The 19,825-nt window shown below is 67.1% G+C and carries 16 protein-coding genes and 1 pseudogene; 11 read left to right on the top strand and 6 right to left on the bottom strand.

Features of this window, described 5'->3' with window-relative positions; genetic code table 11:
* Window positions 1-73 precede the first annotated feature (73 nt).
* The 5 genes and pseudogenes from H7F35_RS21870 to H7F35_RS21855 all read right to left on the bottom strand — a co-directional run bounded on the left by H7F35_RS21870 (window position 74) and on the right by H7F35_RS21855 (window position 5,184).
* Window positions 74-1,303, bottom strand: coding sequence for a dienelactone hydrolase family protein (locus tag H7F35_RS21870; RefSeq protein ID WP_187108680.1), 1,230 nt, complete (start codon window positions 1,301-1,303; stop codon window positions 74-76).
* Window positions 1,304-1,351: 48 nt separating this feature from the next.
* Entirely contained in the window at window positions 1,352-1,876 is a 525-nt protein-coding gene (locus H7F35_RS34835) for a flavin reductase family protein (RefSeq protein ID WP_261803703.1), read from the bottom strand.
* 507 nt (window positions 1,877-2,383) lie between these two features.
* Window positions 2,384-2,752, bottom strand: a pseudogene (locus tag H7F35_RS34830) (styrene monooxygenase/indole monooxygenase family protein); the annotation flags it as partial.
* Between the two features lie 350 nt (window positions 2,753-3,102).
* Window positions 3,103-4,359, bottom strand: coding sequence for a styrene monooxygenase/indole monooxygenase family protein (locus tag H7F35_RS21860; RefSeq protein ID WP_187108678.1), 1,257 nt, complete (start codon window positions 4,357-4,359; stop codon window positions 3,103-3,105).
* 33 nt (window positions 4,360-4,392) lie between these two features.
* The gene (locus H7F35_RS21855) at window positions 4,393-5,184 is read right to left on the bottom strand and encodes an SDR family oxidoreductase (RefSeq protein ID WP_187108677.1); all 792 of its coding nucleotides are present in this window, start codon (window positions 5,182-5,184) and stop codon (window positions 4,393-4,395) included.
* A gap of 197 nt (window positions 5,185-5,381) precedes the next feature.
* Here H7F35_RS21855 and H7F35_RS21850 point away from each other — a divergent pair, with 197 nt between their 5' ends.
* Window positions 5,382-6,395 (top strand): AraC family transcriptional regulator, encoded by a 1,014-nt coding sequence (locus tag H7F35_RS21850; protein WP_187108676.1) that lies wholly within the window; start codon window positions 5,382-5,384, stop codon window positions 6,393-6,395.
* A gap of 178 nt (window positions 6,396-6,573) precedes the next feature.
* Window positions 6,574-8,634 (top strand): elongation factor G, encoded by a 2,061-nt coding sequence (gene fusA, locus H7F35_RS21845; RefSeq protein ID WP_187108675.1) that lies wholly within the window; start codon window positions 6,574-6,576, stop codon window positions 8,632-8,634.
* A gap of 16 nt (window positions 8,635-8,650) precedes the next feature.
* On the opposite strand, the gene H7F35_RS21840 is transcribed toward fusA, so the two are convergent.
* Complete coding sequence (locus H7F35_RS21840; RefSeq protein ID WP_187108674.1) at window positions 8,651-9,439, bottom strand: DeoR/GlpR family DNA-binding transcription regulator; 789 nt, start codon at window positions 9,437-9,439, stop codon at window positions 8,651-8,653.
* A 212-nt stretch (window positions 9,440-9,651) separates the two neighbouring features.
* Here H7F35_RS21840 and deoC point away from each other — a divergent pair, with 212 nt between their 5' ends.
* The 9 genes from deoC to H7F35_RS21795 all read left to right on the top strand — a co-directional run bounded on the left by deoC (window position 9,652) and on the right by H7F35_RS21795 (window position 19,698).
* Window positions 9,652-10,731 (top strand): deoxyribose-phosphate aldolase, encoded by a 1,080-nt coding sequence (gene deoC / locus H7F35_RS21835; protein WP_187108673.1) that lies wholly within the window; start codon window positions 9,652-9,654, stop codon window positions 10,729-10,731.
* 4 nt (window positions 10,732-10,735) lie between these two features.
* Window positions 10,736-13,144, top strand: a complete 2,409-nt coding sequence (locus tag H7F35_RS21830; RefSeq protein WP_187108672.1) for an aldehyde dehydrogenase family protein — start codon at window positions 10,736-10,738, stop codon at window positions 13,142-13,144.
* A gap of 114 nt (window positions 13,145-13,258) precedes the next feature.
* On the top strand, window positions 13,259-13,711 hold the full coding sequence (locus H7F35_RS21825; RefSeq protein ID WP_187108671.1) for an RbsD/FucU family protein: 453 nt from the start codon (window positions 13,259-13,261) through the stop codon (window positions 13,709-13,711).
* 4 nt (window positions 13,712-13,715) lie between these two features.
* A complete protein-coding gene (rbsK, locus tag H7F35_RS21820) occupies window positions 13,716-14,660 on the top strand; it encodes a ribokinase (protein ID WP_187108670.1) in 945 nt (314 codons plus the stop codon).
* A gap of 27 nt (window positions 14,661-14,687) precedes the next feature.
* The gene (locus H7F35_RS21815; protein ID WP_187108669.1) at window positions 14,688-15,740 is read left to right on the top strand and encodes an ABC transporter permease; all 1,053 of its coding nucleotides are present in this window, start codon (window positions 14,688-14,690) and stop codon (window positions 15,738-15,740) included.
* Between the two features lie 10 nt (window positions 15,741-15,750).
* Complete coding sequence (locus H7F35_RS21810; protein WP_187108668.1) at window positions 15,751-16,755, top strand: substrate-binding domain-containing protein; 1,005 nt, start codon at window positions 15,751-15,753, stop codon at window positions 16,753-16,755.
* A gap of 11 nt (window positions 16,756-16,766) precedes the next feature.
* Window positions 16,767-18,356, top strand: a complete 1,590-nt coding sequence (locus tag H7F35_RS21805; RefSeq protein ID WP_187108667.1) for a sugar ABC transporter ATP-binding protein — start codon at window positions 16,767-16,769, stop codon at window positions 18,354-18,356.
* A complete protein-coding gene (locus H7F35_RS21800; protein WP_187108666.1) occupies window positions 18,353-19,396 on the top strand; it encodes an ABC transporter permease in 1,044 nt (347 codons plus the stop codon). The genes H7F35_RS21805 and H7F35_RS21800 overlap by 4 nt, the downstream gene beginning before the upstream one ends.
* Window positions 19,397-19,551: 155 nt before the next feature.
* On the top strand, window positions 19,552-19,698 hold the full coding sequence (locus H7F35_RS21795) for a hypothetical protein (RefSeq protein ID WP_187108665.1): 147 nt from the start codon (window positions 19,552-19,554) through the stop codon (window positions 19,696-19,698).
* Window positions 19,699-19,825: the final 127 nt, after the last annotated feature.

The following is a 19,825-nucleotide window of genomic DNA, read 5'->3' as shown; positions in this document are numbered from 1 at the left end:
GCGCAGCTTTTCTACCGAAATAGTCGGTTGACCTGAAGGCCGCCCAACGCATTCGAGCGATGCTTCTGCACGACTACATCAAGGTGTTCGACGGCAGGTTCTCGTCCAGCAGCTTGCGCGCCGTCTCGATGCCCGCCACCGGCAGCAGCTTGGCGTCGAGCAGGCCCACCTGCACCAGCACGCTGGCCTGGTCCCAGTAGATGTGCTCGTGGTAGAGCTTGTTGCCGCGGAACTTGATGACCGCGAGCAGTGGCACTTCCACGCGCTTGCCGGTGGGCTTCACGCCCGGCAGCATCCACGGAATCTCGGTGGTGTGGGTGAAGCTGAAGAGCAGTTCGTCGACCACCTGCGTGGCGCCCACGGTGCGCGAGATCGACGTGAGCGCGGTGTCAGGCGGGTTGCTGTTGACGAAGTGGTTCGTATAGAAGGCGTGCAACGCCTTGTAGCCTACGCCGCCGGTCATGGTGGGGATGTGATTGACGTAGGGCTCGGCCACCATGGTGCTCATGGTGTCGTCGACGTTGCGCGTGCCGAACTCGTATTCGCAGTGCTTGTCCCACAGCGCCGACAGGTCGTAGTTCGGGCCGATGGCGTCCTTCAGCGTGGCGATGCTGCGCTCGTGCGCCATCAACGCCGAAGGCTTGTGAAAGTGTTCGCCACCGGCACGCGCGAAGGCGTGGTCCATGCCGGGGTACACGTACAGCGAAACGCCGGGACGGCCCTTGAGCGTCTGCACGATGCGGTCTCGCGCTTCGGGCGGGCAGAACTTGTCGAGCTCGGCCACGTGCAGCGTCAACGGACATTTGATCTTGTCCGCCTCATCGAGCGCAGCATCGATGCCCACACCGTAGTAGCCGACCACCGCATCGGCGTCGGTGCGGCAGGCCGACAGGTACGCCAGCTTGCCGCCCAGGCAGAAGCCGACCACACCGACCTTCTTGTCCGTCACTTCGGTGCGGCCTCGCAATGCATCGATGGCGGTCTGCATGTCTTGCATGCCCTTGGCTTCATCGAAGCCGCCGTACAGCGCGAAGGCGCGCTGCCAGTCGGCTTCGCTGTAGCCGAGTTCGACGTTGGGCTCCTGCCGCCAGAACAGGTCGGGCACCAGCGCCACGTAGCCTTCTTCGGCGTAGTAGTCGGCCACCTCGCGCATGGTGTGGTTGATGCCGAAGATTTCCTGCGCGATCACCAGCCCCGGGCCGGTGCCGCCTTCGGGCAGCGCGAGGTAGCCGCTGAAACTGCCGCTGCCATCGGCGGCCTGCATGCGGATGTGCTGCGCAGAGACGGGGGATTTTTTCTGCATGTGTGTGATCTTCTCCATTCCAAATGTGATGTGGTGCGGGCCGCGCGCTCATTGCGCGCATTCCGGGTGCCGTGTCGTCACCTGGTAATAGCCCGAATGAAAAACCAGTGGCTCGCCATCGAAGCGGTCGTAGCGTTCGACCTCGCCGATGAAGATGAGGTGGTCGCCGCCGTCGTACTGCTTCACGCTGCGGCAGACGAACCGCGCAATGACGCCGTTCAGCAGCGGCACGCCGGCCGTGCCCTCGCAGCAGTCCACGCCGCCGAACTTGTCCGCCTGCGGTGTCGAGAACTGCCGCGACAGGTGATGCTGGTGCACCGCCAGTACGTTGATCGCGAAGTGGCTGGCACCGGTGAAGTCGGCCACGCTCGGCGCCTGCCGCGCCAGGCTCCACAGCACCAGCGGTGGGTCCAGCGAGACCGACGAGAACGAATTGGCGGTCATGCCCACGCGGCGGCCGTCGATGGCGCGCGTGGTGATGACGGTCACGCCGGTGGTGAACTGCCCGAGTGCCTTGCGAAAGTCGCGGCGGTCGAAGCGGTCGACGGCGGCCTCGCGCGCCCGGGTTTCCAGAAACCGGTCGGCCTCGGCGGCATCGAACCACCAGGGCGCAAAGACACGCGGATCATCGAAACCGTTGACGATGGTGCTCGCGACAGCGGGCATGTGGGTGGCACTTTGCAGCAGCTTCTGCAAGTGCGGCTTCGGCGGTGCAAGCAGACTGTGGGTCCAGTCGGTGGCCCAGCGCGCATAGCCCTCCCAGTAGCGGTCGAAGGTCTGCTGCATCCACGCGGCGTCGAACGGCGCATCGCCATTTTCGAGAATCCGCTTGAGATAGATGTCGGCGCACTTGGCCGCGTTGTTGGAGCCCTGGCCGGTGATCGGATCGTTGAGCACCACCGCATCGGCCAGGCCCAGCACCTTGCGTCCCGAAGGCAGCGTCGCCACCGGCTTGCGCACCGTCGGCGCGAAGCGGCCCACGAGGATGCCGTTGTCGTCGGTCAGCTCGATGTGCTTGCAGCGCTCGGCCTCCCAGGGCAGAAAGGTCTCGAGAATCCATTTGCTGCGCGCAAGGTGTTCCTGCGGAGTCTTCACGTCCGCCCAGCAGTCCATCGGGCCGCCCGGCACGCCTTCGAACACCATGATCTCGCACGGCCCCGTGGTGGTCAGCGCCGGGAACACGAAGTACTCGCCCACGCCGGGGATGAGGTTGAAGCACACGGCAGCAAACGACTCACGCGGCTTCATCCCTTTCACATAGGTCAATGCCAATGCGCGCTGAGGTTGCTCGAAGGGCGAGCGCTCCGAGTCTCGCTCGAACAGTTGCGAGATCTCGCCCTTGCCGCTTGCGACGACCACGAGGTCGTGCGCCGCCGCGCAGGCTTCCAGCGCATCGACCCCCACGTCCTGCAACACCAGCTTGCCGCCGCGCTTCTCGAACTCGGCCATCCATGCGGGGATCTTGAGCCTTTGGTCGACCGATCGCGCGGGTCCGTCAAGCCTGGCGCTCCATTCGATGGTCTTGCCGCCTTCCGGGTTGCGCACCGTCATGCCGATGCCCTCTACCGAGGGACATTCGCTCGTCCACCAGTCAAGCCCCAGCTCGCGCTCGGTCTGCAGCGCGGACTCGAACATGCACTGGCTGGACATGACCGGCCCGTCGGAAATCTCCTGTGCCGTGCGGTTCGAAAAAACCGTCACCTCGTGCCCCGCGCCCAGCAGCCCCAGCGCGAGTTGCATGCCGGACTGCCCGGCGCCGACGATGGCCACGCGTCTTCTGTTCATGTGCAAGCCTCGAGCTACGCGGCAGCGGCAACAGCAACAGTGGCGGCGCAGGTGTCGATGTAGCGGTCAGCCTCGACCGGGTCCGCGAACCACGGGAAAAAAGTGCGCGGATCGTCAAAGCCGTTCGCAAAGGCACTGGCCAGCGGCGGTATCGCGCCTGCGGTGCCCAGCAGCTTGAGCACATGGGGCGGCGGCGGTGTGAGCAGCATGTTGGTCCATTGCGTGACCCATTGCGCGTAGCCAAACCAGTAGCGGTCGAAGGTCTGCTGCATCCATGCCGCATCGGCCGCGCCGTCGCCGCGCGCAAGAATGCTCTTCAGATAAGTGTCGGCGCACTTGGCTGCGTTGTTGGAGCCCTGGCCGGTGATCGGGTCGTTGAGCACCACCACGTCGGCCAGGCCCAGTACCTTGCGCCCGGAAGGCAGTGTCGCCACAGGCTTGCGCACCGTCGGTGCGAAGCGACCCGCGAGGATGCCGTTGTCGTCGGTCAACTCGATGTCTTTGCAGCGCTCGGCCTCCCAAGGCGTGAAGGTGTCGAGAATCCACTTGCTGCGCGCAAGATGCTCCTGCGGCGTCTTCACATCCGTCCAGCAGTCCATCGGGCCACCGGGCACGCCCTCGAACACCATGATCTCGCACGGGCCTGTCGTGGTCAGCGCAGGGAACACGAAGTACTCGCCCACGCCGGGAATCAGGTTGAAGCACACGGCGGAGAACGGTTTGCGCGGCGTCATCCCGTTCACATAGGTCAGTGCCAGTGCGCGCTGCGGCTTGTCGAAGCTGGACTTGTGCGCGTCGCGCTCGAACAGCTTCGAGATCTCGCCCTTGCCGCTCGCGACCAGCGTGAGGTCGTGGCTTCGGGTGCAGGCCTCCAGCTCGTCGATGCCCGCGTCCTTGAACACGAGTTCGCCGCCGCGCTTCTCGAACTCGGCCATCCATGCGGGGATCTTGAGCCTTTGGTCGACCGATCGCGCGGGTCCGTCAAGCCTGGCGCTCCATTCGATGGCCTTGGCGCCCTTCTGCTCCGGATGCGGCACGGCCAAACCGATGCCGTCGACCGTGGGGCAATCGCTCGCCCAGTGGTCCAGACCCAGATCGCGCTCGATCTGCAGCGAGGTGTGGAACATGCACTGGCTGGACATGACCTTGCCATGGCGGATGTCGTCACCCGTGCGGTTGCTGAACATGGTGACCTCGTAGCCTGCGGCAAGCAGCCCCAGACCCAGTTGCAGGCCCGACTGGCCTGCGCCGACGATGGCGATTCGTTTCATTGCTTGCTCCTTGCTTGTTGCCCCGGATCGGAGCTAGTCCATCAACTTGGGAATGGCGGGCACGGCCTGCTCGGGGCCCATGGCGGAATAGCCGCCGTCCACCGCATAGTCGGCACCGGTCACGAAGCTCGCGTGGTCCGAGCACAGGAACAGCACCACCTGCGCCACCTCGTCCGGATCGCCGACGCGACCGAGCAGATGGAAGGGAGCGGCCACGCGATCGGTCTTGGCGCGGTCGCCGCCGCTGAGCTGATCCATCACCGCCGACCACGTCCAGCCCGGCGACACGCTGTTCACGCGGATGCCATCGGGCGCAAGGTCCATCGCCATGTTGCGCGTGAGCTGCACCATCGCGGCCTTGCTCACTGGATAGAGCCAGCGCCCCGTCTGCGCCACGCGCGACGAGATGCTCGTGAAATTGACCACCGCCCCGCCGCCGGCCGCGACCATGTGCGGATGCACCGCCTGCAGCATCGCCACCGCACTGGCGACGTTCACGTTGAACGAGGTGAGCCAGTCGGCGCGCGTCGACTTGAAGCCGTCGTCCACATACGAGCAGGCGAGGTTGACGAGAAAGTGCACGCCGCCATGCCGTGCCACCGCCTCCGTCGCGCAGGCCTTCACCTGCGCGTCGTCGGTGATGTCGGTATGCACGAAGCGTGCACCGGCGCCGAGCGAATCCACCAGCGCCTGGCCGTTGGCGGCGTCGATGTCGGCAACAACGACCTTCACGCCAGCCGCGTGCAATGCGCGCACCACGCCGGCCCCAATCAAAGTCGAGCCACCCGTGACGATGGCGCTCCTGCCTTCGAGTCCCTTGAACATGACGCTTGCTCTCCTGTGTCTCAGTTGATCGGGCAGGCCGGGCTGGCCTGCGGAGCGAACGTTATGAGCAAGCAGGCCGCAGGCGAATCCCGCAAACGCAGGCGCTGTCCCTGGCGCGCAGGTTTTTGAAGGAGGGCGGGTCAAGGGCCGGCCCGAATTGTGGGCGGGGACGGTTTTTGCTAGGGTCGCTCGACCCCATGGAAACCGCCACGACCCCACTGCTGCCGCTGCAGCGCTACCGGCTTTTCGAGAGCCACGACATGGACGAGGCCCGCGAAAGCGTGGCGCGCGTTTTCTGCCCGCACGGCCTGGTCATGCTGCAGCCGCGTACTGAACTCGATGCCTGCCACCACAGCGCACGGCTGCACCGGGACGTGAGCCTCAACTACGTGCAGTACGGCCCCGGCGTGCAGATCGACCCCGGCTACCTGCAGGATTTTTTCCTGTTGCAGATCCCGTTGCGCGGCGGCGCAGAAATCCGCTGCGGCGCACAGCATGTGGACGCAACCCCCACCCTCGCCTCGCTGCCCTCGCCGACCGAACCGCTGTCGATGCGCTGGGCCAATGACAGCCCGCACCTGATCGTCAGGCTGGCCCGCTCAGCGCTGCTCTCGCGACTCGAGTCGCTGCTGCAGGCGCCCGTCGGCCAGCCCCTGGTGTTCGACCTCGGCGTGCCGCTCGACAACCCCGCGCTGGCACCGCTGGTTCACTTCATCGACTATCTGCGGCTCACGCTCGACGCCGGCAACGCATTGCAAGCGGGTGGCCGCCTCGCCGAGCATGCCGAGGAATACCTGATGTCGAGCCTGCTGATGTCGGCAGGGCACAACCACTCGCGCGCACTGGCGGGCGATACCAGGCGCAACCTGCTGCCACGCGTGGTCCGCAGGGCGCAGGAGTACATGGCGGCGCATGCGGAGCAGGCCTTGTCGCTGGCCGACATCTGCCGCGAGGTCGGCTGCAGTGCGCGCGCGCTGCAGCTGGCGTTTCGCCAGCATGCGGGCCAGGGGCCGATGGAATTCCTGCGCGTGATCAGGCTCGACAGGGTGCGGGCCGAGCTGCAGGTCTCGCCCGGTGCCGGCGTGCGCGACGTGGCGCAGAAGTACGGCTTTCTTCACCTGGGCCACTTTGCTGCGCAGTACCGCATTCGCTTCGGCGAGCGGCCGTCGGAAACTGCGAGCCGGCAGGCTATCGCTACTCGCCCGATGTGATGACGCCTGCAAGTGCAGGCCAACACAGCATGCATGCCGATCAGGCATTGAAGATCGCCGACGCAATCGACTTGCATCGGCACGGTCAATCCCGTACGCTGGCCCGACGTCCACGCGCAGTACCCGAGCCCTTGCAGACCACCGGGCCGGCCTTCCGGACGCGCAAAGGAGTCCAGCCATGCCAAGCCGATCGAACGGCCTCGCGGCCGAAATGGAAGCAGTGCGAACGCTGGCGCTCGTTGGCGCCGCGGCCGCCGGCAAGAGCTCCCTGGCCGAGGCCTTGTTGTACAAGGCGGGTGCCATCGGAGCCTGCGGCAGCATCGAGCGCGGCAGCACCGTCAGCGACCACGACCCGCTGGAGCGCCGCATGCAGCACTCGCTCAACGCATCGGTGATGCACCTCACGCACGCCGGCACGCGCATCCACTTCATCGACACGCCCGGCGGCCCCGACTTCCTCGGCCAGAGCCTGCCGGCGCTGGAGGCGGTCGAGACGGTGGCGGTGGTCATCAATGCCGCCACAGGCATCGAGCCGATGGCGGTGCGCATGATGGATTACGCGGCCTCGCGCCACCTCACCCGCATGATCATCGTCAACAAGATCGACTCGCAGGGTGTCTCGCTGCCGGGCCTGCTGGTCGACATCCAGGCGACCTTCGGCCGCGAATGCCTGCCGCTGAACCTGCCCGACGGGGTCAACAGGCAGGTGGTGGACTGCTTCTTCAACCGCTTCGGACAGTCCGACTTCGGTCCCGTCGAAGCGGCGCACCGCGCGCTGGTGGAGCAGGTGGTCGAGGTCGACGCGGCCTTCGTCGAGCGTTACCTCGAGGAGGGCGACGTGAATCCGGCCGAGCTGCACGCGCCGCTCGAGCAGGCGCTGCGCGAAGGCCACCTGATCCCGGTGTGCTTCGTCTCGTCGCGCAGCGGCGCCGGCGTGGCCGAGCTGCTGGACGTGATCGTCAAGCTCCTGCCCAACCCGACCGAGGCCAACCCGCCGAGCTTCATCGTTGGCGAGGGCGCAGAGGCCAAGCCCATGGAAGCCAGGCCCGACCCGTCGCTGCACGTGCTGGCGCATGTGTTCAAGGTCACGAACGACCCCTATGTCGGCAAGATGGGCATCTTCCGCGTGCACCAGGGCACGCTCACGCGCGACAGCCAGCTCTACATCGGCGACGGCCGCAAGCCCTTCAAGGTGGGGCACCTGTTCATGCTCCAGGGCAAGGACCATGTCGAGGTGTCGCGCGCGGTGCCGGGGGACATCGTGGCAGTGGCCAAGGTCGAGGAGATTCATTTCGACGCCGTGCTGCACGATGCGGCCGAAGACAGCCATGTCCATCTCGCGCCGCTGGCGTTCCCGGTGCCGGTGCACGGCCTGGCCGTGGAGCCCAAGCGCCATGGCGACGAGCAGCGCGCCTGGGAGATCCTCGGCAAGCTCGCGGCCGAAGACCCCTGCCTGCGCATCGAGCATGTGATGGCCACCAACGAGACGGTCCTCTACGGCCTGGGCGAGCTTCATCTGCGTACCGTGCTCGACCGCTTGCGCGAGGTGTACCGCTTCGAGGTCCTGACGCGGCCGCCGCGCATTGCCTACCGCGAGACCGTGACCGCACCGGCCGAGGGCCACCACCGCCACAAGAAGCAGACAGGCGGCGCCGGCCAGTTCGGCGAAGTCTTCCTGCGCATCGAGCCGCTGGCGCGCGGCGTGGGTTTCCAGTTCGCCGACGAGGTCAGGGGCGGCGCGATCCCGAGCCAGTTCATTCCCGCGGTCGAGAAGGGCGTGCGCGAAGTGCTGGTGTGCGGCGCGATCGCCGGCTACCCGGTGGTCGATGTGCGGGTCGTGGTGTACGACGGCAAGCACCACAGCGTCGACAGCAAGGACATCGCCTTCGCGGCTGCGGGTCGCAAGGCTTTCATGGCCGCGATCCGCGAGGCCCGGCCGGTCGTGCTCGAGCCGATCGTCCTGATCGAGATCGCTGTGCCCGAACATTCCGTGGGGGATGTCACGAGCGACCTGTCGTCGCGGCGCGGCCTGGTCACCGGCACGTCGGCCGTGGGAGTCGGCACCGTGGCCGTTCGCGGGCAGGTGCCCATGGGCGAGCTGGCCAGCTACCAGTCGCGGCTCAATGCGATGACCAGCGGCCAGGGCCACTACACCATTGCGTTGTCGCACTACGAAGCCGTGCCACCGGCCGTTCAGCAGACGCTGATGGGCCAGTACCGGGTGCGCGAAGAGGACTAGGAGAAGCGCAAGCGATTCACGCGGCCGTGGGTCGCGCAAACTCGATCGGCAAATCCTTGAACTGCTTGCGCAAACCCGGCGCAGGCGCACCGCCCACCACGATGCGCGCAAACGCATCGAGCGGACTGAAGAAGGCGGGCCGCAGGCGATTGAGCTTGCTTTCATCCACGATCAGGAAGCTCTGCGACGCGCTGCGGATCGCCGCCTGCTTCACCGGCACTTCGTGAAAGTTGGAGCAGCTCGCGCCCCGCTCCAGGTCCAGTCCTCCGGCTGAAATGAAGGCCTTGTTCACGCCCAGCCGGTTGAGATATTGCAGTCCCTCGTCGGAAAAGAACGTGGCCGACGACGCGTGGTACAGGCCGCCCAGCAGCATCAACTGCGTGTTCGGGCGGCGGCTCAGGATCGACGCGATGTTCGTGGAGTAACACACCACGCTCAACGGCATGTCGGGCGGCAAGGCCTCCGCGAAATGGACCATGGTGGTGCCACAGTCGATGAACAGGCTGTCGTGCGCCTGCACCCATGTGGCGGCGCGTTCGCAGGCCACGCGCTTGTGTGCCGCGTGCTGGTCGCTGGCCTCGTCGAGCGAGTACCTGTCCGCGCCCGGCAATGTGGTCGCAAGCACGTAGCCGCCGAGGGCGGTGAGCGGTGAATCGGCGGCCGACAGGTCGCGGCGGATCGTCATTTCCGTCACGTCCAGCCGCTGGGCGGCCTGCTTGATCGGCAACGGTCCACCGGCCTCGACGAGCTCCTGCATCTTTGCAAGGCGCAAGGTCCGGGCCTCGGCGCCGGCGGTCTTTCGCATGTTCTGGTTCCTCTGGTCCACAAGCCCGAGTATCGGGCATCGAAAATGTTATTTCAAAAACATCTTGCACATATAAATGTTATTGAAATAACATTCAATCCAATACGCCGCCGGCCCCGCACGACGGCATGCACAACGACCGGAGACAAAGACATGCCCCTTGCCTGCCTGCCGCTCACGCGGCGCCTGCGCGCCCCGGCGCCCTTCACTCCATGACCTCCACTTCCCTCGTTCGCGCCAGCGGCACGGTGCGCTCGCGCCCCGTTTCGAGCGTCGCGGCCGCATCGCCCCCGGCTGCTGTCGCCAGCGCCGCGGCAACGGCGCCCGACACCAAGCCGCACGCCATCGCACGCAACACCGCGCAAGCCTTCGACACCGGCTGGTTCGACAACATCCGCATCAACCTCTCGGCCGCTGAACGCCGCGTGGCCACGCTGCCCGGCCGCCGCTCGGTCAAGAAAGATGCGCAGGCCGGCTGGCTGCTCAAGGCCATCACCTGCATCGACCTGACCACGCTCAACGGCGACGACACGGCCGAGCGCGTGCGCAGGCTGTGCGCCAAGGCCGTGACCCCCGTGCGCCCCGACCTGCTGGCCGCGCTGGGCTTTGCAGACCGCACGCTGCACACCGGCGCGGTCTGCGTCTATCACCGCTTCGTGGCCACGGCCGTGGATGCGCTCGCGAGCACCGGCATTCCGGTGGCGGCGGTGTCCACCGGTTTTCCGGCCGGGCTGATTCCGCACGAGCTCAAGCTCAAGGAGATCGAAGCCTCGGTGCGCGACGGCGCGGCCGAGATCGACATCGTCATCACGCGCGAACACGTGCTCACCGGCCAGTGGCGCAAGCTCTACGACGAGATGCGCGACTTTCGCCTTGCCGCGGGCAATGCGCATGTGAAGGCCATCCTCGCGACGGGCGAGCTCAAGACGCTGCGCAACGTGGCCAAGGCCTCGATGGTCTGCATGATGGCTGGCGCCGATTTCATCAAGACCTCCACCGGCAAGGAAGGCGTGAACGCCACGCCGCTGGTCACGCTGGTGATGCTGCGCATGATCCGCGCGTACGAAGCCCGCACGGGTTTCCAGGTGGGCTACAAGCCCGCCGGCGGTGTCTCCACCGCCAAGACCGCGCTCGACTACCAGGTGCTCATGAAGGAAGAGCTGGGCCGCGCCTGGCTCGAGCCCGACCTGTTCCGCATCGGCGCCTCCACCCTGCTGGCCGACATCGAGCGCCAGCTGGAACACCACGTCACGGGCCGCTACTCGGCCTTCCACCGCCACCCGATCGGATGACCCGATGAGCAGCAACAGCAGCGTCGCACGCTATTTCGACACCATGGACTACGGCCCCGCGCCAGAGAGCGACACCGACGCCCGCCAGTGGCTCTCGCGCCATGCACAGGGCTTCGGCCATTTCATCGGCGGGCGCTTCACCGACGCGTCGGCCGGCCCGCATTCCGACACGGCCGAGCCCGCCACCGGCCAGCGGCTCGCCGCCATTGCACAGGGCTCCGCGCAGGACGTGGACGCTGCCGTTGCCGCGGCGCGCGCCGCGCAGCCCGGCTGGCTGGCGCTCGGCGGCCATGGCCGCGCACGGCATCTGTACGCCCTGGCGCGCATGGTGCAGCGCAATGCGCGCCTGCTCGCGGTGGTCGAGGCGCTGGACAACGGCAAGCCCATCCGCGAGACCCGCGACCTCGACGTGCCGCTGGTGGCGCGCCACTTCTATCACCACGCCGGCTGGGCCCAGTTGCAGGAGCGCGAGTTCGCCGACCAGGTGCCGCTGGGCGTGATCGGCCAGATCATTCCCTGGAACTTCCCGCTGCTGATGCTGGCCTGGAAGATCGCGCCCGCGCTCGCGCTGGGCAACACGGTGGTGCTCAAGCCGGCCGAGTTCACGCCGCTGAGTGCACTGCTCTTCGCCGAACTGGCGGCGCAGGCCGGCTTGCCCGCCGGCGTGCTGAACGTGGTGACCGGCGACGGTGCCACGGGCGCTGCGCTGGTCGCGCACGAAGGCGTCGACAAGATCGCCTTCACCGGCTCGACCGACGTGGGCCGCCTGATCCGCGAAGCCACCGCAGGCTCGGGCAAATCGCTCACGCTGGAGTTGGGCGGCAAGTCGCCCTTCATCGTGTTCGACGACGCCGACATCGATGCCGCGGTGGAAGGCGTGGTGGACGCCATCTGGTTCAACCAGGGCCAGGTGTGCTGCGCGGGCTCGCGGCTGCTGCTGCAGGAAGGCATTGCGGCCGACTTCATCGAACGCCTCAAGCGCCGCATGCAGAGCCTGCGCGTAGGCATGCCGCTGGACAAGGCAATCGACATCGGCAGCCTGATCGACCCCTCGCAGCTCGAGCGCGTGCGTTCGCTGGTGGCCACCGGCGTGCGCGAAGGCGCGGCCTGCTACCAGCCACCGGGCGCGTTGCCTGCGGGCGGCAGCTTCTTTCCGCCCACGCTGCTGACGGGCGTGCACCCTGCTTCCACCGTTGCGACCGAAGAGATCTTCGGGCCGGTGCTGGTGACGATGACCTTCCGTACGCCTGACGAGGCTGTGGCGCTGGCCAACAACACGCGCTACGGGCTCGCGGCCAGCGTGTGGAGCGAGACCATCGGCCTTGCGCTAGGCATCGCGCCGCAACTGCAGGCCGGCGTGGTGTGGGTCAACGCAACCAACCTGTTCGACGCGGGCGTGGGCTTCGGAGGCTACCGCGAATCGGGCTATGGCCGCGAAGGCGGACGCGAAGGCTGCTACGAATACCTGAAGCCGCGCGCGTGGGCAGAGCGCAAGCCGCGTTCGGCAACAGCCGCTGCAGAAGCTGCGAACGAAACGGACAAGGCGCCGGTCGCCGCAGGGCTCCCGGCCATCGACCGCACGGCCAAGCTGTTCATCGGCGGCAAGCAGGTGCGCCCCGACGGCGAACTCTCGCACCCCGTGTTCTCCGCCACCGGCCAACGCCTCGGCGAAGTGGGCACCGGCAACCGCAAGGACATCCGCAACGCCGTGGCCGCCGCGCGCGCCGCCGCGGGCTGGTCGACCGCCACGCCGCACCGCCGCGCCCAGGCGCTCTACTACCTGGCGGAAAACCTCTCCGCACGCGCCGGCGAATTCGCCGCACGCCTCGCGAGCCTGACCGGCGTGGCCGCGCGCGCCGCGCAGGCCGAAGTCGACGCCGCCGTGAGCCGCCTCTTCGCCTACGGTGCATGGGCCGACAAGTACGAAGGCACGGTGCATGTGCCGCCGCTGCGTGGCGTCGCGCTCGCCACCATCGAGGCCATCGGCGTGGTCGGCGTGGTGTGCCCCGACGAGGCACCGCTGCTGTCCTTCGTGAGCCTGCTCGCGCCGCTGCTCGCCATGGGCAACCGCACGGTGATCGTGCCGAGCGAGAAGCACGCGCTGATCGCGACCGACTTCTACCAGGTGCTCGAAACCTCCGACCTGCCGGCCGGCGTGGTCAACCTCGTGACCGGCCCAGCCGCCGGCCTCGCGCAGACGCTGGCCGAGCACGACGACATCGATGCGCTGTGGGTCTTCGGTGCGAAAGAGCTGTCGCGCACCGCCGAGCGACTGTCGATCGGCAATCTCAAGCGCACGCTGGTCGACCATGGCCTGGCCACCGACTGGCACGACGGCGCGGCCGCCGAAGGCCCGCTGTTCCTGCGGCATGCCACGCAGGTCAAGAACATCTGGATTCCCTATGGCGAATGAACGTGGCGCGCACACCGAAACCAAGGGAAATCCCCGAATAGCAAACGTTTGCGCAAACGTTTTCCTTCCCTAAGAATTGCGGCCACAAGAACAGTTCCATTTGCAGGAGACAACATGCTGAAGTCCATCCATCCACTGCTCAATGCCGACGTGCTGTACGCCCTGCGCGCCATGGGCCACGGCGACGAACTGGTGCTGTGCGATGCCAACTTTCCGGCCGATTCGGTGGCACGCCAGACCACGCTGGGCCGGCTGTTGCGCATCGACGGCGTGGGCACCACGGAAGCGGCGCGCGCCATCCTGTCGGTGCTGCCGCTCGACGAGGCGGTGGACGACCCGGCACGCCGCATGGAAATCATGGGCCAGCCGCACGAGATCCCGCCGGTGCAGCAGGAGATGCAGCGCGAGATCGATGCGGCCGAGGGGCGCGTGCGTCCACTCGGCGCCATCGAACGCTTTGCCTTCTACGAAGCCGCGCGCCGCGCCTACTGCGTGATCGCCACCGGCGAGCGCCGCTTCTACGGCTGCTTCATCTTCAAAAAGGGCGTGCTTGCGCCGCAGGCCTGACCCCATGACCGTCGTCACTTCCAGGCAGCACGGCGTGGCCGTGCTCGGCATCTTCGTCGCCGACCTCGCATTTCGCGCGTCCAGCCTTCCGGGCGTGGGCCAGACCATCGCCGGCTCGGGCTTCGCGATGGGTCCGGGCGGCAAGGGATCGAACCAGGCCGTGGCGGCCGCGCGCGCGGGCGCCGATGTCACGTTCATCTCCAAGCTGGGGCAGGACGCCTTCGGCAACGACGCGCTCGCCCTGTGGTCGCGCGAAGGCATCACGCCGCGCGCACCGCAGGTGACTGCGCAGCCGACCGGCGCTGCGTTCATCTACGTGCATGAAGTCACCGGCGACAACGCCATCATCGTGGTGCCGGGCGCCGCGATGCTGATCGATGCCGCCGACGTCGACGCGGCAGCCGATGCGATCCGCAGCGCACGCGTGTTCGTCACGCAGCTCGAACAGCCGGCCGCCGCCGCGCGCCGCGGGCTGGAGATTGCACGCGAAGCCGGCACGGTCACGGTGTTCAACCCCGCGCCCGCCCTGCCCTTCGACGACGCGCTCTACGCGCTGTGCGACTACATCACGCCCAACGAGCATGAAGCCGCGGCGCTGAGCGGCATGCCCGTCGAAACCATCGAAGACGCGCAACGCGCGGGCGACTTCTTCCTCGCCAAGGGCGTGGGCTGTGCGCTCATCACGCTCGGCGACAAGGGCGCCCTGCTGCACAGCGCCGAGGGTTCCGAGCACATTCCGGTGTTCCGCGCCGGCACGGTGAAGGAAACCGCCGGCGCGGGCGACGCCTTCAACGGCGGCTTTGCGGCCGCGCTGGCCGAAGGCGCCACCGCGCGCGAGGCCGCGCGCTTCGGCGCGGCAGTGGCCGCCATCTCGGTGACACGTGCCGGCACGGCGCCCTCGATGCCCACGCGCGCCGAGGTCGATGCGCTGCTGGGCCGCGCCGCCTGAAGCATCAAGCAAGCCGAGGACTCCCTCATGAAGCTCAAGTTTTCAGACCGCGAACTCAACTTCCTGGTCGGCATCAACGTACTCATCCTCGTGGTGGCGACGGTGCTCTCCAAAGGGGACTTTCTCGACGTCTACAACTTCCAGTCCATGGGCGGCCAGCTGCCCGAACTCGGCCTGCTGGCCATGGGCGTGGCGCTGTCGATGATCTCGGGCAACGGCGGCATCGACCTGTCGGGCGTGGCGCTGGCCAACCTGGCGGGCGTGGTGGCCGCCACGCTCGCGCCGCAACTGGCCGCGCCGGATGTGTCGCCCTGGCTCTACACCGGCTGGTTCGCCGCCATTGCACTGGCGATGGGCCTGGCCGGCGGGCTGCTCAACGGTGTGCTGATCGCCAAGGCCGGCCTCACGCCCATCCTCTGCACGCTGGGCACGCAACTGCTCTACACCGGCCTGGCCGTGGTGCTCACGGGTGGCTCCAGCCTGCGCGTGGGCGATGCCGAGGCGTTCTCGGCCATCGGCAACGAAATGGTGCTGGGCGTGCCGATTCCGTTCGTGATCTTCCTCGTCATGCTGCTGGCCGTCGGCTGGCTGCTGCGGCAGAGCCCCTTCGGCATCCGCCTGTTCCTGCTCGGCACCAACGCCAAGGCGGCGCGCTACGCCGGCATCTCGCAGGCCCGCATGCTGATCGCAACCTACGCGCTGTGCGGGGTGCTGGCGTCCGTGGCCGGCGTGATCATCGCCGCGCGCACCGCGAGCGTGAAGTCGGACTACGGCAACTCCTACCTGCTGATCGCCATCCTCATCACGGTGATGGCGGGCGTGCGGCCGCAGGGCGGCTACGGCCGCATGGTGTGCCTGTTCTTCTCGGCGGTGGCGCTGCAACTGCTGTCGAGCACCTTCAACCTGCTGGAGATTTCCAATTTCTTCCGCGACTGCGCCTGGGGCCTGCTGCTGCTGTTCTTCCTGGCCTACGGGCGTTTCGGCCTGCAGGACCTGCGCGTCTTTCTTTCCACTGCGCGCACCAGCGCACCGCCGCATCAGCTCCCTCCTGGCGCGACGCAAAGAAACCCCGAGGGCTAGGAGACAAGAGATGCTGAAGAAAACAAAGATCGCCTGCACCGCACTCGCACTGACCACCGTGGCCTTTGCCTCGGCGTTGCACGCGCAGGGCAAGCCGCAAGACATCGTCACCGTGGTCAAGATCACGGGCATCAGCTGGTTCAACCGCATGGAAGTGGGCGTGAAGGAATTCGGCGCGAGCACACCGGGCGTGACCACGCGCCAGATCGGCCCGGCCCAGTCGGACGCCGCGCAGCAGCAACGCCTGGTGGAAGACCTGGTGGCCAAGAAAGTCGATGCCATCGCCGTGGTCTCGATGGACCCGCCCACGCTGGAGCCGGTGCTCAAGCGCGCGATGGAGCGCGGCATCAAGGTCGTGACGCACGAGGCCGACAACCAGAAGAACACCATGGTCGACATCGAGGCTTTCGACAACACGGCCTACGGTGCGCGCATCAACGAGCGTCTCGCGGCCTGCATGGGCCAGCAGGGCAAGTGGACCTCGCTGGTCGGCTCACTGGGCAGCCAGTCGCAGGTGCAGTGGGCCGACGGCGGTGCGTCGAACGCGAAGAAGTACCCCAAGATGACGCTGGTCGATGCCAAGAACGAATCGCTCAACGACGCCGAGAAGGCCTACGGCAAGGCCAAGGAAATGCTGCGCAAGCACCCCGACCTGAAGGGCTTCCAGGGCTCGTCGTCGCTCGACGTGCTGGGCATCGGACGCGCCGTGGAAGAAGCGGGCCTGCAGGGCAAGGTCTGCGTGTTCGGCACAGGCCTGCCGAGCGAGGCGGCCAAGTTCCTCGAGTCGGGCGCGGTCGGCGGCATTGCCTTCTGGGACCCGAAGGACGCCGGCCTCGTCATGAACAAGGCGGCCAAGATGCTGATCGACGGCAAGACCATCACCGACGGCGCCGACATGGGCGTGCCGGGCTACAACAAGGTCTCGGTCAAGAAGGGCCCGGGCGTCGGCATCATCGTCACGGGCCAGGCCTGGGTCGAAGTCGACAAGCAGAACTACAAGAAGTACGCCTTCTGAGCTTGCGAACCATGACGCTTGCAGCAGCGCTCTCCACGCCCGTCCCGCACTTTCCGGCCGCGCCGGCGGGGCGTCGCGTCTTTCTCGAAGTACAGGACGTGCACAAGCGCTTCGCGGGCGTGCATGCACTGCGCGGCATCGACCTGACGATCGAGGCCGGCCAGATCTACCACCTGCTCGGCGAGAACGGCTGCGGCAAGAGCACGCTGATCAAGATCATCTCGGGCGCGCAGCCGCCGAGCCAGGGCCGCATCGTGATCGACGGCACGCCGCACGAAGCGCTGTCGCCGCTGCAGGCGCTCACGCTCGGCATCGAGACGGTCTACCAGGACCTGTCCCTGCTGCCGAACATGAGCGTGGCCGAGAACGTCGCACTCAGCGAGCAACTGGTGAGCACCAACGGCAAGCTGGCGCGGCGCTTCGACCGCAAGGCGGTGGCGGCCACGGCCGTGCGCGCGCTGCAGACAGTGAAGCTGCCGACCGACGCCGCCTTCCTGGCGCGCCGTGTCGACGAACTGCCGATTGCCACGCGCCAGTTGGTGGCGATCGCGCGCGCCGTGGCCACGCGCGCGCGCATGGTCATCATGGACGAGCCCACCACCTCGCTGACGCAGAAGGAGGTGGACAACCTCGTGCACGTGGTCGAAGCGTTGCGCGCACAGGGCGTGGCGGTGCTGTTCGTGAGCCACAAGCTCGACGAGTGCATCGCCATGGGCGGCCAGGCCATCGTGTTCCGCGACGGCACCAAGGTTGCGCAGGGTCCGATCAAGGACTTCACCAAGGCCGAGCTCGCACACTGGATGACCGGCAAGCAGCTCGACGGCGCACGCTTGCGCCACCGCTCGCACGACGGCGAGGTGCTGCTGCAAGTCGAGGCGCTGGGCCGTGGCACACAGTTCAGCGACGTGGGCTTCACGCTGCACAAGGGCGAGATCCTGGGCATTACCGGGCTGCTCGATTCGGGGCGCAACGAGCTGGCGATGGCGCTCGCGGGCGTACAGGCGGCAGACCGCGGCCGCATCTCGCTCGCGTCCAAGGCGATCACGCTGAAGACACCGGCCGACGGCATCCGCCAGGGCATCGGCTATGTGCCCGAAGACCGGCTCAGCGAAGGCCTCTTTCTCGACAAGCCGATCCGCGACAACATCGTCACGGCCGTGCTCAGCCGCCTGCGCGGGCGCTTCGGCGCACTCGATGCGCGCCAGTGCCAGGCGCTGGCCGAACGCACGGTTGCAGACCTGCAGATCGCCACGCCCGACGTGGACCGGCCTGTGCAGTCGCTCTCGGGTGGCAACCAGCAGCGCGTGCTGATCGGGCGCTGGCTCGCCATCGATCCTCGCGTGCTGATATTGCACGGCCCGACCGTGGGCGTGGACGTGGGCTCCAAGGACACCATCTACCGCATCATCCAGCGGCTGGCCGAGCAGGGGCTGGGCGTGATCCTGGTCAGCGACGACCTGCAGGAATTGCTGCAGAACTGCGACCGCATCCTGCTCATGCGCAAGGGCCGCATCGCCCACGACTTCGACGCGCAAGGGCTGGCCGAAAGCGATCTGTACCGCGCGCTGGTTTCCGATACCCCCTCTCCCGCATTCTCATGACGGCTTCCACCATGCAAGCGCACACCACCGCTGTGCCCGCAGCACCCGAGCCCCGGGCCCGCTCATCCTGGCGCCACTGGCTCGCGCAACGCCCCTCGGTCTTCACACTGGCGCTGATCGTGCTGGTGTGCCTGGTGGTGGGTGCGATCAACCCGAGCTTCTTCCAGTTGCCGGTGCTGTTCGACATCGTGCGCGCCTGCACGGTGCTGGGCCTGTTCGCGCTCGGCGTGCTGATCGTGCTGGCCGCGGGCGGCATCGACGTGTCGTTCGCAGCGATTGCCGCGCTCACGATGTACAGCATCACCAAGCTCGTGCTGAACTATTTTCCGGAAGCGCCGATCGCGCTGCTGCTGGTGGCGGGTGCGGTCAGCGGTGCGGTGCTCGGCGTGCTCAACGGCCTGCTGGTGCACTGGCTCAAGGCGCCCTCGCTGATCGTGACCATCGGTACGCAGTACCTGTATCGCGGCATCCTGCTGACCTTTGTCGGCACCGTCTTCTTCATGAACGTGCCGGCGCCGATGGACGCTTTCGGCAAGCTCGCGCTCTGGCGCTTCGACACGCCGCAGGGCCTGCACGCGGTACTGCCGGCCACGGTGCTGGTGCTGGCTGGCGCGGCGGTGCTGACCTGGTGGCTGTTGAACCGCACGCTCATCGGCCGCGCCGTGTATGCGATTGGCGGCAGCCTGGCGATTGCGGAGCGGCTGGGTTACAACCTGCGCACCGTTCACATCTTCGTGTTCGCATACGCGGGCTTCCTGTCGGGCCTTGCGGGCATCGTGCATGTGTCGAGCACGCGGCTGGCCAATCCTTTCGACCTGGTGGGCAACGAGCTGGACGTGATCGCCGCCGTGATCCTCGGCGGCGCGCGCATCACCGGCGGCAGCGGCACCGTGGGCGGCACGCTGCTTGGCGTCGTGCTGGTCACGCTGATCAACAATGTGCTCATCCTGGCGGGCGTGCCGAGCACCTGGCAGAAGGTCATCATCGGGGCCTTCATCCTCGTGGCCGGGGCCTGCTTCGCGATGCGCAAGCAGGGCTGAGGGCTTTTGCGGCGCGCCAACAGCGCAGCGAAAAGCCCGCCGATGTGGCCGACCCAAAAGCATGGGGTCACGGAATTCATCATCAACGCACAGAAGGTGGACGCGACCTGCCTCCAGGGCTCGACCGTGCCACTGAATCTGACCGGCCTGCCGGGGTGTCGATCAGGTTTGGAACGAGCCGCGACGGCATGCCGATCGAGGTGCAGATCGTGTCGATCTGGCTGGCTGAATCGACACTGTCGCGCGCCGCTTCGCTGCTCGAATCAATCAGCGCTGTTCACGACTTTCACCCGGTTCTCTGACTCGGGAACAAACCATGTCCACCATGCCCTTGGATTGATCGAGGGTCGCAGCCCGAAGCTTGCTGAGCCGGCGTTCTTGCAGTTGTTTGTCAGTTGGCGTGAACGGGGCTCCTGGGCGGGAAATAGG

Source organism: Variovorax sp. PAMC26660 (genome assembly GCF_014302995.1).
Lineage (GTDB): Bacteria > Pseudomonadota > Gammaproteobacteria > Burkholderiales > Burkholderiaceae_C > Variovorax.
Note: the sequence above shows the minus strand (reverse complement) of the source record. Positions and strands in the feature narration are given on the sequence as shown.